This window comes from Falcatimonas sp. MSJ-15 (assembly GCF_018918265.1).
In the GTDB taxonomy this organism is placed as follows: domain Bacteria; phylum Bacillota; class Clostridia; order Lachnospirales; family Lachnospiraceae; genus Falcatimonas.
In genome coordinates this window covers 125,225-135,660 of the sequence record NZ_JAHLQC010000007.1, presented here as the reverse complement: position 1 = coordinate 135,660, position 10,436 = coordinate 125,225, and the positions used below count along the sequence as shown (strand labels likewise).

The 10,436-nt window shown below is 32.2% G+C and carries 25 protein-coding genes; 2 read left to right on the top strand and 23 right to left on the bottom strand.

Annotated features, from left to right (window positions below):
- Nucleotides 1–35: 35 nt before the first annotated feature.
- The gene (locus KQI85_RS07325; protein ID WP_216575433.1) at nucleotides 36–458 is read right to left on the bottom strand and encodes a DUF3783 domain-containing protein; all 423 of its coding nucleotides are present in this window, start codon (nucleotides 456–458) and stop codon (nucleotides 36–38) included.
- Between the two features lie 186 nt (nucleotides 459–644).
- Between KQI85_RS07325 and KQI85_RS07320 the strand changes: the two genes are divergently transcribed.
- Entirely contained in the window at nucleotides 645–1,166 is a 522-nt protein-coding gene (locus KQI85_RS07320) for a DNA-deoxyinosine glycosylase (protein ID WP_216575432.1), read from the top strand.
- Nucleotides 1,167–1,201: 35 nt separating this feature from the next.
- Here the strand turns inward: KQI85_RS07320 and KQI85_RS07315 are convergent, their stop codons facing one another.
- The 5 genes from KQI85_RS07315 to KQI85_RS07295 form a co-directional block, all read right to left on the bottom strand.
- Nucleotides 1,202–1,444 carry a hypothetical protein gene (locus tag KQI85_RS07315; protein ID WP_216575431.1) on the bottom strand — a complete coding sequence of 81 codons (243 nt, stop codon included), beginning with the start codon at nucleotides 1,442–1,444 and terminating at the stop codon, nucleotides 1,202–1,204.
- Nucleotides 1,445–1,501: 57 nt separating this feature from the next.
- A complete protein-coding gene (locus KQI85_RS07310; RefSeq protein ID WP_216575430.1) occupies nucleotides 1,502–1,657 on the bottom strand; it encodes a hypothetical protein in 156 nt (51 codons plus the stop codon).
- A 105-nt stretch (nucleotides 1,658–1,762) separates the two neighbouring features.
- Nucleotides 1,763–1,930, bottom strand: coding sequence for a hypothetical protein (locus tag KQI85_RS07305; protein WP_216575429.1), 168 nt, complete (start codon nucleotides 1,928–1,930; stop codon nucleotides 1,763–1,765).
- Between the two features lie 94 nt (nucleotides 1,931–2,024).
- Nucleotides 2,025–2,174, bottom strand: a complete 150-nt coding sequence (locus tag KQI85_RS07300; protein WP_216575428.1) for a hypothetical protein — start codon at nucleotides 2,172–2,174, stop codon at nucleotides 2,025–2,027.
- Nucleotides 2,175–2,415: 241 nt separating this feature from the next.
- On the bottom strand, nucleotides 2,416–2,556 hold the full coding sequence (locus KQI85_RS07295; RefSeq protein WP_216575427.1) for a protein phosphatase: 141 nt from the start codon (nucleotides 2,554–2,556) through the stop codon (nucleotides 2,416–2,418).
- 377 nt (nucleotides 2,557–2,933) lie between these two features.
- Between KQI85_RS07295 and KQI85_RS07290 the strand changes: the two genes are divergently transcribed.
- Nucleotides 2,934–3,320 (top strand): type II toxin-antitoxin system HicB family antitoxin, encoded by a 387-nt coding sequence (locus KQI85_RS07290; protein WP_216575426.1) that lies wholly within the window; start codon nucleotides 2,934–2,936, stop codon nucleotides 3,318–3,320.
- Nucleotides 3,321–3,467: 147 nt separating this feature from the next.
- Here KQI85_RS07290 and KQI85_RS07285 read toward each other — a convergent pair whose 3' ends face one another.
- The 17 genes from KQI85_RS07285 to KQI85_RS07205 form a co-directional block, all read right to left on the bottom strand.
- Entirely contained in the window at nucleotides 3,468–3,740 is a 273-nt protein-coding gene (locus KQI85_RS07285; RefSeq protein WP_253293779.1) for a type II toxin-antitoxin system HicB family antitoxin, read from the bottom strand.
- Between the two features lie 473 nt (nucleotides 3,741–4,213).
- Nucleotides 4,214–4,381 carry a hypothetical protein gene (locus KQI85_RS07280; protein ID WP_216575425.1) on the bottom strand — a complete coding sequence of 56 codons (168 nt, stop codon included), beginning with the start codon at nucleotides 4,379–4,381 and terminating at the stop codon, nucleotides 4,214–4,216.
- 2 nt (nucleotides 4,382–4,383) lie between these two features.
- Entirely contained in the window at nucleotides 4,384–4,716 is a 333-nt protein-coding gene (locus tag KQI85_RS07275) for a hypothetical protein (RefSeq protein ID WP_216575424.1), read from the bottom strand.
- Nucleotides 4,706–4,963, bottom strand: a complete 258-nt coding sequence (locus tag KQI85_RS07270; RefSeq protein WP_216575423.1) for a hypothetical protein — start codon at nucleotides 4,961–4,963, stop codon at nucleotides 4,706–4,708. The genes KQI85_RS07275 and KQI85_RS07270 overlap by 11 nt, the downstream gene beginning before the upstream one ends.
- A 181-nt stretch (nucleotides 4,964–5,144) precedes the next feature.
- Nucleotides 5,145–5,390, bottom strand: a complete 246-nt coding sequence (locus KQI85_RS07265; protein ID WP_216575422.1) for a hypothetical protein — start codon at nucleotides 5,388–5,390, stop codon at nucleotides 5,145–5,147.
- Nucleotides 5,387–6,196 carry a hypothetical protein gene (locus tag KQI85_RS07260; RefSeq protein ID WP_216575421.1) on the bottom strand — a complete coding sequence of 270 codons (810 nt, stop codon included), beginning with the start codon at nucleotides 6,194–6,196 and terminating at the stop codon, nucleotides 5,387–5,389. Before KQI85_RS07260 ends, KQI85_RS07265 begins: the two co-directional genes overlap by 4 nt.
- A 48-nt stretch (nucleotides 6,197–6,244) precedes the next feature.
- Nucleotides 6,245–6,436, bottom strand: a complete 192-nt coding sequence (locus KQI85_RS07255; protein WP_371820565.1) for a phage minor head protein — start codon at nucleotides 6,434–6,436, stop codon at nucleotides 6,245–6,247.
- A gap of 47 nt (nucleotides 6,437–6,483) precedes the next feature.
- On the bottom strand, nucleotides 6,484–6,951 hold the full coding sequence (locus KQI85_RS07250; RefSeq protein ID WP_216575420.1) for a hypothetical protein: 468 nt from the start codon (nucleotides 6,949–6,951) through the stop codon (nucleotides 6,484–6,486).
- A gap of 176 nt (nucleotides 6,952–7,127) precedes the next feature.
- Nucleotides 7,128–7,376 (bottom strand): hypothetical protein, encoded by a 249-nt coding sequence (locus tag KQI85_RS07245; protein ID WP_216575419.1) that lies wholly within the window; start codon nucleotides 7,374–7,376, stop codon nucleotides 7,128–7,130.
- A 403-nt stretch (nucleotides 7,377–7,779) separates the two neighbouring features.
- Entirely contained in the window at nucleotides 7,780–7,992 is a 213-nt protein-coding gene (locus KQI85_RS07240; RefSeq protein WP_216575418.1) for a hypothetical protein, read from the bottom strand.
- A 24-nt stretch (nucleotides 7,993–8,016) separates the two neighbouring features.
- Nucleotides 8,017–8,265, bottom strand: coding sequence for a type II toxin-antitoxin system RelE/ParE family toxin (locus tag KQI85_RS07235; protein ID WP_216575417.1), 249 nt, complete (start codon nucleotides 8,263–8,265; stop codon nucleotides 8,017–8,019).
- Nucleotides 8,266–8,340: 75 nt separating this feature from the next.
- Complete coding sequence (locus KQI85_RS07230) at nucleotides 8,341–8,541, bottom strand: hypothetical protein (protein ID WP_216575416.1); 201 nt, start codon at nucleotides 8,539–8,541, stop codon at nucleotides 8,341–8,343.
- Between the two features lie 106 nt (nucleotides 8,542–8,647).
- Nucleotides 8,648–9,433, bottom strand: a complete 786-nt coding sequence (locus tag KQI85_RS07225; protein ID WP_216575415.1) for an N-acetylmuramoyl-L-alanine amidase — start codon at nucleotides 9,431–9,433, stop codon at nucleotides 8,648–8,650.
- Nucleotide 9,434: 1 nt separating this feature from the next.
- A complete protein-coding gene (locus KQI85_RS07220) occupies nucleotides 9,435–9,641 on the bottom strand; it encodes a holin (protein ID WP_216575414.1) in 207 nt (68 codons plus the stop codon).
- Nucleotides 9,631–9,888, bottom strand: coding sequence for a hypothetical protein (locus KQI85_RS07215; protein ID WP_216575413.1), 258 nt, complete (start codon nucleotides 9,886–9,888; stop codon nucleotides 9,631–9,633). The genes KQI85_RS07220 and KQI85_RS07215 overlap by 11 nt, the downstream gene beginning before the upstream one ends.
- 60 nt (nucleotides 9,889–9,948) lie before the next feature.
- A complete protein-coding gene (locus tag KQI85_RS07210) occupies nucleotides 9,949–10,089 on the bottom strand; it encodes an XkdX family protein (protein WP_216575412.1) in 141 nt (46 codons plus the stop codon).
- A gap of 2 nt (nucleotides 10,090–10,091) precedes the next feature.
- Nucleotides 10,092–10,430 (bottom strand): hypothetical protein, encoded by a 339-nt coding sequence (locus KQI85_RS07205; RefSeq protein ID WP_216575411.1) that lies wholly within the window; start codon nucleotides 10,428–10,430, stop codon nucleotides 10,092–10,094.
- Nucleotides 10,431–10,436 lie beyond the last annotated feature (6 nt).

Here is a 10,436-nt window from a genome sequence, read left to right as displayed (position 1 = left end):
CATTTCTATCTTATTTGCTAGATTTTATAAAAATATTAGAAACTATTGCTCTCTTTTATCAACTCAGTAATAAGCTCACCAAGTGTCCAGTTAATATTATATATTGTCAATATTGCTTTAAGTCTAACGGGTTCAATATTCATTGATTTGTATTCTTTTAAAAATGTATCAAGTTCCTCATCAGTAATGCCTGAGAATATTATTATCTCTGGCAGTATCATAGGCATATTACCTGACTTTGCACTTAGATTACTACATGTTTTTATATTACCGTTTTTAATATTAGCATGCATACCATTGCCTGCTTTCGCATTAACTCCAGCAAGAATTGCAAGTGCCTTATCTGTATCCTTGCCATTTAATCGTTTTGTCTGTATATTTAATCTATTGCACAGTTCTTTTAATTGTTTTTCTTTTGCTATATTATTGATATTATACATTATTAATCTGTTATTCATCGCCTACACCGTTTGTTACCTTTCTTTAATAGTTTTTCCCATTTTCTAATATATTGTAACAAATAATTATTTTTTATAAAAGGCAATTTACTAATAGAATTTTTACATTACTTCTATTTTTTGTTATAATATAATTTACTAAGAATAATTGTAATTTACTAAGAATAATTAAGGAGAGTTTAAATAATGATTAATAATACCAACAGTAAAACATCCACACATGTAATCCATCCATTTCCACCATTGTATGACAATGAGTCCAAGATACTTATTCTTGGAAGTCTTCCATCTGTAAAATCAAGAGAGCAGATGTTCTTCTATGGTCATCCACAGAACCGATTCTGGAAAGTATTAGCAAGTATTCTTGATGAAAAGCTACCTAATAATATCGAAGAAAAAAGCAATATGCTTCATAAACATCATATTGCTCTATGGGATGCTATATATAGTTGTGACATCATCGGTTCAAGTGACAGCAGTATTAAAAATGTCACTCCAACTAACCTTACTCCTATTATCGAAAATTCAAATATTAGCAAAATATTCTGTAATGGTGCTACTTCAGGTAAGTATTATAAAAAATATCAATCCGTTACTCTTAATATGCCTGCCGAGGTTCTTCCTTCTACAAGCCCTGCTAATGCTGCTTATTCTCTTGAAAAACTCATTAGTATATGGGGAAGTTCCATTATTCCTTTGCTTGAGTAGAAATGTTTACTTTAACTGTTGTGTTCCTTCTTTGTCTATTTCTTTTTCGGCGGCTTTGTATTTCCTTTTCCACCTAAAACTCTTCGTCCGTCTGGAAGATATGAATATACTTCTTCTATTATTCCATTTTCCCAGGCACTATTATCTAGTTTTGGAAATAATGAGCAAAAATGTTCTTTTATTTCTTTTTCCTTAAAATCTAATTTCCTAAATTTTTCTCTTTGCACATCATACTCTTCATATGTCTTAATTTTTAAAAAATCCTCTTTTAAACTCATAAATTTGTCCTCCCAATCGTTTTTCAGATACCACAAGCACATTACTAATGGTATTTTCTAATGGGCAAATGGGCAATCTTTTAATTCTTTTTCTTCTCTTATTTTTCTTAATCTATGAAGTTCGTCATACAGTTCTTCTTTTTGCTTTTCATCTTTCTCTTTTTTTAATTTCTCAAAAATAATACCTTCTTCTTCACTCATCTGTAGCATCATTATCTATCATCTCCCCCTGGCATCTTTGCTCCTTTTGTAATAGCCTTTGAACTTTATGTCAGTCTACCCGTTTTCTTTTTTTAAGCTTAATCACCTTATTAATTTTTATAATGCTAAAAAAGCTTCTTCCTGTTCCCTAGATAATCTTCTTGCTTCTTCTAATGCTGCTTTTATCTCTTCTGGTGCATCTTCAGGCAATTCATGTTTTTCATTTAAATATGGTTCAACTTTATCTAATAGCTCAGCTACCTCTGGTAAAATTAGTAATGTCATTATTATTCACTCTCCTTTAATAGTTTTAATATACAATATTCTTTTTAAAAAGTTTGTTTTTACTAATGGTATCTTGTTATAGGTTGCAGTATCTCTATACAAATGGGAAGTCTTTATTTTTTTCAAAGAACTTTATAAGATATTCTTTCAGTTTCTCTTCTGCTTTTTTTCTTTCTTCCTCTGTCTTCGCTTCATCCACTTTCTTTTGTAATTTTAACTCTTCTTCTGTCGGTTGTAACATCATAACCCTTCACCTCATTTCATCTATCGATGAACTAATATCTTTCACTTGATTATTGCTATCCTTATGATAAAAACACTCCTCACATAAGTCGAATACTCATCTTAATTTTTGCTATCATTCTTTGGTTTCATTTTTCCTTTTCCACCTTAATCATCTCATGCCTTAGAATCAAATAAATGATATTATTTTCTTAGTATCAAGTGATGGCAAGTGCCTTCCGAGTTTAATTGATTAGCCTTGCCTATTTATTAAGTAAGTCTTTTACTTTTACTCTGGCTTCTTCAATATCTTTACATTCATTAAGTATTGCAAGAATTTTTCTTGTCTGATTTTCTTCTGCTGTCTCTTTTAATAATTCTCCAATATTCATATCGTCTTCCATTAGTTACTCCTTTCTGGCTACTAGCCTGTTTTATTCGTTAAGTTTTTCCTTAACTATAAGTTTATTATAATGTGGTTACAAAAATCAATACTTTATTTCAAATATTTACTTTGGTCTTACATTTTCTAATATAAGTAATTCTTCTACCTACCCTAATTAAATTTATTAGTGTTTTCCATACTGATTTTTTAGATGCTTGTAACTGTTATATTACTTAGATGCTCTTTTGCTCATTCTATAATCACTTGTACTAGTAAAATTGTGTATTCTTATGTATAATTAAAAAATAAGAAATATAAGCCTACAAAAAATATAATCAAAATAAAAAGATGTAGGGGGACTCTCTCTACTTATTGCAAAAACAGGAGGTTTTTTATATGCTATATACCTATACCGCAGTTATTACAGAATCTAATGGTACATATTATGCAAAAGTTCCAGATATAAACGGATGTATTACAACCGGTACTACTCTTGCAGAAGCCATTACTCTTATAACTGATGCGCTTAATCTTTGCCTTGTTACTCTTGAAGACGAGAACATCAAACCAAAAGAACCAACTTCACAATCTGATATACCTCATGAATCTTCTGACATCTTGACTATTGTTCAGGCTGATACGATTAAATATCGTAGTGCTACTGATACCAAAGCAGTTAGAAAGAATGTATCTCTTCCTGCATGGATGGTCAACCTTGCTGATAAACGTGGTATTAACTGTTCTAAAGTTCTTCAAGAGGCATTATTAACTATTCTTTCGTAATTTCTTCTAGGGCTGTTTTTGCAGCCCCTTATTTTTACATGTCCTTTTTTTAATAAGAGCCTCTTGCAATAATTGTGAGAAATTAACATTGTCAGTTTCTCCAAGTACTTTTAGCCAATAAGGTATTGTGCAATTAGTTTTTACCCTTTAATTGTCAAGTTTGTTTTTAACAACATCTGGATAGATTGTTACTGGCATCGCAAGACAATTATCTGGGACTTCCACGCTATCTGATGCTCTAGGAATTTCTTCGTTATCCTTCTCCATTCCGTAAATATGTAACCCTAAAGCCTCCTGTGCATATTTTTGTGCTTCATTTATATTAGAGCAACAGCTAATACAACCTTGAACATCTGGAAAATAGATTCCATATCCACTTTTGCTTGGCTCTAATATTGCTAGATAAGTTAGTTTTCTCATTATTCTTTCTCCTTAGATATAGTTTTAGATATAGTTTGTCGCACATAAGTAAAATGGGGAATGTCGCACTAAGAATGCTTATTGCTGACTTTTTTCTTTATATTTTATCCCATTATTACATTCTTCCAATTTTTCAACATTATCATAATCAAATGAAAATGGAATTCCATCCGGAAAAGCATCGCATGTCATTTTGAATCCTTTATTTTTTTGTGTTCACAATAATTACATTTTATAATTTCAATCATCATCTATCTCCTTAATGTATAATTCCATTGCATCTTTGAACAAATGTATTCTTCATAATCTAATGGAATACCTATATCATATTTTCTATAATAGTGTAAAAAATCAAGTGGAAATGTAAAATCTCCTTTTCTTATGTTCCTTATAAAAAATACCACCAAGCCATCTCTGACTGGTGGTATCTCGATACTACAACCCTTGAAAGAATCAAATAACCTCATTAATTTTTATAAGCTTAGCTCAAATTCTTCCTGTTCCCTTGATAATCTTCTTGCTTCTTCTAATGCAGCCTTTATCTCTTCTGGTGCATCTTCAGGCAATTCATGTTTTTCATTTAAATATGGATGAACTTTATCTAATAACTCACTTACTTCTGGTAAAATTGGTAATGTCATTATTATTCACTCTCCCTTAATATTTTTTGTGTCCTATACTCTGTCCAAGTTTCATTATATTTGCCTATATTATATGCTTCTAAAGCATAATCACTTATCTTTGCTATATCATACCCTTGCTTTTTCAATTTATCAAGCCTTTTTTTACTCTTTTTTCTCAAACTTTTTAAGTATTCGCCTTGATTATCCAATGTGTTGTATTTTTTATATTCCTGTGCATCTCTCCAATAAATAAGCTCATGCACATATGTACTCATTGGATTATTTGGACAAGTCATTTTTCTTTGTAATTCAATTAATTTATCGGTATTCAATATTCCTGAATTAATATACAAAATAATAAGTCATATTCGCAAGAACTTTCTCTTTCCCCGCTCGTCTGTCAAGTGTCTTTAGGGTATCATCATCTATATTTGCAATCGTTACAGACCTACACCAAGGATGCATTGGAGGAAAGTTTACTCCAACCTGCACATCTGTCGTTTTAGATACTTTCCCGTCAAGCTCCTTGTATTCAGCGCACCAACCATCAACCATTTTCCATTGGAAAGTGGCTTTTTTACTAATTTTCTTGTGTGTCATACCTCTTAAAAATTGACCTATTTTACACAATTTTTGCTTGATTTTCAGGACACAAAAAAGCCTTGAAACATTGATAAAAAAAGACACTCATCTTTTTGCTGTGACTTTCTGATGTATAACCCCAAGTTCATCAACTCCTGGTATTAAAAAAGACCATGTTTTTATCATGGTCTAAGTATTATTATTTGTTCTCTTTTTCCTTTAATGCAGCCTCTTTTTCTCTTTGTCTCCTAAAATATTCAACCCATTGTGATTCCTTATACACATATGTTCCGTCAATCATTTCTCGGAGTCTCTGCTTATATTTTTCAATCCCACCGTCAATATCAATACAATAAGGCGAGGCAGGTTTGCCATACTTTTTTTTATAAATCGCCTTTAGTTCCTTTATTTCCTCGTCTCTATTAAGTCTTTGAATTAAATTCATTCTACCATCTCCATATATGATTCATATAATTCTTTCAATAATGATTCGAATTCAACCTTTGATTTATCGTCTAATACATCAATACTACTGATATCAGCAAACACTTCCAACGGTATATTGTCAATACTCTCTTTCCAATAACTATCGGGGTGTCCTATTCCAGTTTTTATCTCACCCTTGCTTAAGGCGTTTATAATATCACATATAGCAAAGCTATTTTCATATTTTCCCCCTTCATCAAACCATTGCTGAATTTCAGATTTATTCTCAAGTACCCTTTCACTGCATCCATCTATTGCTTTTAGAAATTTCGAATTTTTATAGCTTTCATATTCGTTACAATCCATCCTATGAGACAACTCATGGGTCTGAACATAATTCAAATCATACTCACTGAATCTGCTGGCTTTTGGATTATATCGTATTACATCAGCATTACTATCATATGCAAATGGTGCATCTAATTTTACATCTTCAATATAATCTGTATAATCAGCATACATTCCCATTTTTGTTACATGTAAATCTGCACCTTTCGAATTACTAAGAATTTTTCTGAATTCTTCTCTTACCTGCTCTATCTTGACATTACCGATTGATGGTGATTTCAAAATCTTAGTGTTGAATTTTAAATACTTACTCTTATAATCGTTAAAATTCTCTGTTTTGTCAAGTCCAAAATATCCGGCTCGTACTTTAAGTCTTTCAAGTTCTTCATTATCAAGTCGCCACTTAGCTCTCTGTGAGATTGTACATCGACAGTTTACAACTTCAGCAGCAGGACCATTTGGATCACCGGGATACATAAGCCCATTACTGAATGGTTTATCAAGTTCCCTTATCTCACCATCTACTCATCTGTGACTGTCTCGTGTTCTTCCATCCAATGCTGCTGACCACTGTTTTACTATATCAGCACCTTTTTCAACAGCCTTATTGCATGCATTTACGGCAGCAGTCTGTTGTATTCTGTGACCTTCTGTTCTTGCAATTCGCATCGCCTTATTTTTATTTATTCCTGCGACTGTTGCAATGTTACGGTGGATATCAGCATATGTTTGTGCTGTTGCTATTCCGACTGATAATTCGGATGCTATCTGCTTCTTAAGTGTTTTAATTCTTTACCAAGTCTGTTATACAGCAATTCGGATAGTTTCGTATCTTTGGTTGTTGCCTGTACCACCTGCTCCTGGTCAATTGATATCATAAGTGGTATATCCTGACCATGCAGATTATACATGGTACCTATGAATCCTGTATTATAACAGTCTGTCAGATATTCGCTGACTGATGTAAACTCTTTTGAGTGGAGCGTATCAATCGCACTCTCAATCTGCTGTTTTAATGCTTTCTGATATTCCACCTGATAGATGACATTTTGCATATTACCATCGTCTCTTGCCAACAGCTGTAATATTTTATCATCTATCTCTGTAAGTGCTTCTGCATAGACTTTATCAAGTTCTTTTAGTACTTTTTTCTCATCTGCGTTATGTTCCTCAATCTTTTTTTGAACTGTTGCAAATAGCTCATCACCAAGTAATTCTTTTAAAAAATCCATATATAATCTCTCCCTTATTGTGATTTTAAATGTCTCACCCACTTTAAATGTATATTTGGCTGATGCTTTTAATCGTCATCACATGCCATCGGACAATAAAAAAGACCATGTTTTTATCATGGTCTGAATTGTAATAGTATTAAGTTGTATGAATTATAATCTTGTACCATTTACTTCTAAATTATGTTTGGTACAGGTATTTTTTTAGCGCTTATGAATAATTCTAAATTCTCGGTTGGATTGAATACCGATATCTGACCGCTTTTCTTGTCTACAGTATCATATCCACCACCTACAGTTTCATTGATTTTACTTTTTTCAGCAAATGCGAAAGCAAAAAAGCCGTCAAATTCAAGACATTCCACTAACTCTTTATCACTATTATTCTTTGCTTTTATAATATTATACGCGTCTTTAACTTTCATACTTTTACCCTCTCGTATCCTTACAAGCTTCTAAAAAAAAGCCTTGAAACATTGATATTTCAAGGCTTTCCGTATTTTTTAATTAGAATTTACCAGCTTTAGCGGCTTCCTCGATAGAAACAGCAATCTTTGATTTTCAAGGGTTCTATGCCTTTTGTGTGTCATACGTGTGTCATATACCTTTATTTTGACTTATAATATTATTTATTTAATATCGGTATATCTTTTTTCAAATTTTACCACTCTTTGTGACTTTTTTCAATAAATGGATTTATTATATTAATGTAAGTATTCTTTATTTTTCTTCTTTGCTTACATTTTAGGTCTCCTTAGATATAGTTGGTAGCACATACGCAAAAAGAGAGTTGGTAAATTATTCCAGCTCTCTTTTTGTTCATCTCTTTTAATCCCAATTGATATCTTCGCTATCTACTACTTCTCCATTTTTAAATTCTTCCATAGCTCTGTCTAATCTTTCTGCTTCACTTTTTGTAACCTTTGTATAATCAGGGTCCCATGCAAGAACAAGTTTCTTAATGAATTCTAATGCAAATTTCTGTTCATCATCTGGTAACACTTCTAATAAATCTCTTGCTTTTTCTACTGTTGCATTCATGTTTATCACTCCTTTTCGTCAAAATTACTTATATATGTCTCCTCTTGAATCAACATCCATAATATATAATATTTCAACTTCTCTCTCAGTAATATAATTATATATTATCCTGTACTTACCAACTCTCAATCTCTTACGCTTATCGTCATATCCTTTAAGCACTTTTACATCTCCATTCGGTAATCCATCAATCGCCTGTTTTATTCTTCTCTTTGTTTTTGAATCTAATGATTCAATATACTTTTTTGCACTGTTGCTATATTTAATTATCATCTTTTTACCCCCATTTCTTAATGATTATAACAACAGTATAATATATGTGCGTTATATAGTCAAGATATAAGTGCGTTATTTTGATATTTTTTCTAATTCATCCAGTTTGCTCAATACTGCATCTCTTATAAATGCCGAATTAGTCTTTCCTAAATTTAGTCTTTCTATTCTTTCTTTTGTCCCTTTTGGAAAAACTATATTCAATCTATAGTTATTCTTTTCATACGTTCTTACAGCTTTTCTCTGTGCCTCTGTTGTCTTTAAATCTACCATCATTACACACCTCACCAATCGATTATTATATATTTATATTTTATCATAAGTGCGTTATATGTCAAATAAAAAAAGAGTCGGAATATTTCACCGACTCTCTTTTTATTACTTATATTCTCTTACAATATGCTGATGATGTATTAATCCATCCTGCACCTGATTTAAGTCTTCCCCATGAACCATTAGTATCGACTATTGTATATGCCCCCTTATCGGTAATGCATCCAACAATAGAATTATTAATACTTGGTCCTCGTCTGATGTTAAGTGCATCAACAATTACTTTTACCATAAATGTATTATTACCGTCTGACTTTGTATTTGCCACTTCTAACGGTTTTTTATTTGTAGTCTGTGAAGTTATCGTCTTATTAACAATAGCCTCTGCAATCGTCTTTCCGAATGTGTCAGCACCTGTTCTTTTATATACATCAACATCATTCTCATCGTCTACGAAAAAACATTCAATCAATAAAGCTGGTGCTTTTGTTTTTCTTAAAACATACAGCGACCTATTGACTTTAACACCTCTGTTACAATATCCAAGTGCTTCGATTTTCTTGCATATTCTGTTAGCAATCGCATTAGTTACATCAAATGGATTGTAGATATATACTTCTGTACCTGTCGTGTGTTCATCTTTATCAGCCGCACCAGCGTTAAGATGTATGCTGACATCTAAATCAACGTGATGTGCATTACACTTAGCAACAATCTGAGTTAGATTTGCGTTTTGACTGCCTGCATTATCAACAGTACAATCATATACAGTGTGTCCGTTTTGTCTTAAATATTTAATTACAGCATCTTTAATGTGTCTGTCTTCTACTGACTCACTCACATATCCTACTGCTCCACCATTGACATTATGACCTGCGTGTACATTAATTACCATATTATTCACCTTCTTTTACTTCTGGAAGTCCTGCTACTGATGTAAGGACCGATAAAATACCTGATAGGAGAGATGCACTTAATACCATTCTCCAATCTACTGTTGACATAGCTACACTTGTACCTATTGTGGCTACTGCTGTCTGAGCTACTGTCTTAACTGCTCTTATACCTGCAGCTTTTAACCATTTAATCTGCTTATCTGTCATTAATTTTTACCTCCAAATCTGATATTCTGTGATTAATTACTTTAATCTGCTCCTCAACAACAGGCATTCGTTTCGCAAAATTGTTATGTTCACGAACTTCTCTTGTTAATGTGTCAATTTTACAATCAGTTACTGCCTGTGCTTTGTCGAGTTGTTGCTCAATTTTTTTGTTACTTGATAAATTGGTTAATATAATACCAACTAACGCAAGTCCACCTGTTATTGCTGATGATATGATAGTTTCCATCCTCACATCTCCCTTAATTTTATTAAAAAAGGTGACATGTTTATGCCACCCTTTTTTACATTATTTACTTGTGTATTCTTCACCTGTAATCTCTTTGTATTCGTCAGCTGTAATCCAGCGACCCACTGCGTTATACACCATCTTTTTATTCCAATAACCTTTGTCATAGTAATTTTTCACTTTATTGTACTTTTTACTCATGTCTATTCCTCCTCACTGTTTGGTAAATCTACACTAGCAACCATTGACATATAGTCTAAGTTTGCCGATAGCTCTGCTATCTGTTCCTGTAAATCTGCCATAGTAGGCTCTGGTACAGGCTCTACATAATCTGAATTTGCATAGAATCCTTTAGACTCACTGTAACAGTGCTTGTATGGCTCAATGTCATCCTTCAGCGAATCCACTTCATGCACTATAAAACTCTCCGGTACTAATACTCTTAATATACCATTATCAATTATATAACTGCCATCTGATTCCTTGTTACAACTTGATGTAATATAATAAATCACATCATTTCCATTTGTTATTAAAAACATTTTTAC

Excerpts from the sequence above, each read along its gene's own strand:
- KQI85_RS07325 (WP_216575433.1), bottom strand. The coding sequence starts at position 458 with ATGAATAACAGATTAATAATGTATAATATCAATAATATAGCAAAAGAA.
- KQI85_RS07320 (WP_216575432.1), top strand. The coding sequence starts at position 645 with ATGATTAATAATACCAACAGTAAAACATCCACACATGTAATCCATCCA.
- KQI85_RS07315 (WP_216575431.1), bottom strand. The coding sequence starts at position 1,444 with ATGAGTTTAAAAGAGGATTTTTTAAAAATTAAGACATATGAAGAGTAT.
- KQI85_RS07310 (WP_216575430.1), bottom strand. The coding sequence starts at position 1,657 with ATGATGCTACAGATGAGTGAAGAAGAAGGTATTATTTTTGAGAAATTA.
- KQI85_RS07305 (WP_216575429.1), bottom strand. The coding sequence starts at position 1,930 with ATGACATTACTAATTTTACCAGAGGTAGCTGAGCTATTAGATAAAGTT.
- KQI85_RS07300 (WP_216575428.1), bottom strand. The coding sequence starts at position 2,174 with ATGATGTTACAACCGACAGAAGAAGAGTTAAAATTACAAAAGAAAGTG.
- KQI85_RS07295 (WP_216575427.1), bottom strand. The coding sequence starts at position 2,556 with ATGGAAGACGATATGAATATTGGAGAATTATTAAAAGAGACAGCAGAA.
- KQI85_RS07290 (WP_216575426.1), top strand. The coding sequence starts at position 2,934 with ATGCTATATACCTATACCGCAGTTATTACAGAATCTAATGGTACATAT.
- KQI85_RS07285 (WP_253293779.1), bottom strand. The coding sequence starts at position 3,740 with ATGAGAAAACTAACTTATCTAGCAATATTAGAGCCAAGCAAAAGTGGA.
- KQI85_RS07280 (WP_216575425.1), bottom strand. The coding sequence starts at position 4,381 with ATGACATTACCAATTTTACCAGAAGTAAGTGAGTTATTAGATAAAGTT.
- KQI85_RS07270 (WP_216575423.1), bottom strand. The coding sequence starts at position 4,963 with ATGACACACAAGAAAATTAGTAAAAAAGCCACTTTCCAATGGAAAATG.
- KQI85_RS07265 (WP_216575422.1), bottom strand. The coding sequence starts at position 5,390 with ATGAATTTAATTCAAAGACTTAATAGAGACGAGGAAATAAAGGAACTA.
- KQI85_RS07260 (WP_216575421.1), bottom strand. The coding sequence starts at position 6,196 with ATGTATCCCGGTGATCCAAATGGTCCTGCTGCTGAAGTTGTAAACTGT.
- KQI85_RS07250 (WP_216575420.1), bottom strand. The coding sequence starts at position 6,951 with ATGGATTTTTTAAAAGAATTACTTGGTGATGAGCTATTTGCAACAGTT.
- KQI85_RS07245 (WP_216575419.1), bottom strand. The coding sequence starts at position 7,376 with ATGAAAGTTAAAGACGCGTATAATATTATAAAAGCAAAGAATAATAGT.
- KQI85_RS07240 (WP_216575418.1), bottom strand. The coding sequence starts at position 7,992 with ATGAATGCAACAGTAGAAAAAGCAAGAGATTTATTAGAAGTGTTACCA.
- KQI85_RS07235 (WP_216575417.1), bottom strand. The coding sequence starts at position 8,265 with ATGATAATTAAATATAGCAACAGTGCAAAAAAGTATATTGAATCATTA.
- KQI85_RS07230 (WP_216575416.1), bottom strand. The coding sequence starts at position 8,541 with ATGATGGTAGATTTAAAGACAACAGAGGCACAGAGAAAAGCTGTAAGA.
- KQI85_RS07225 (WP_216575415.1), bottom strand. The coding sequence starts at position 9,433 with ATGGTAATTAATGTACACGCAGGTCATAATGTCAATGGTGGAGCAGTA.
- KQI85_RS07220 (WP_216575414.1), bottom strand. The coding sequence starts at position 9,641 with ATGACAGATAAGCAGATTAAATGGTTAAAAGCTGCAGGTATAAGAGCA.
- KQI85_RS07215 (WP_216575413.1), bottom strand. The coding sequence starts at position 9,888 with ATGGAAACTATCATATCATCAGCAATAACAGGTGGACTTGCGTTAGTT.
- KQI85_RS07210 (WP_216575412.1), bottom strand. The coding sequence starts at position 10,089 with ATGAGTAAAAAGTACAATAAAGTGAAAAATTACTATGACAAAGGTTAT.
- KQI85_RS07205 (WP_216575411.1), bottom strand. The coding sequence starts at position 10,430 with ATGTTTTTAATAACAAATGGAAATGATGTGATTTATTATATTACATCA.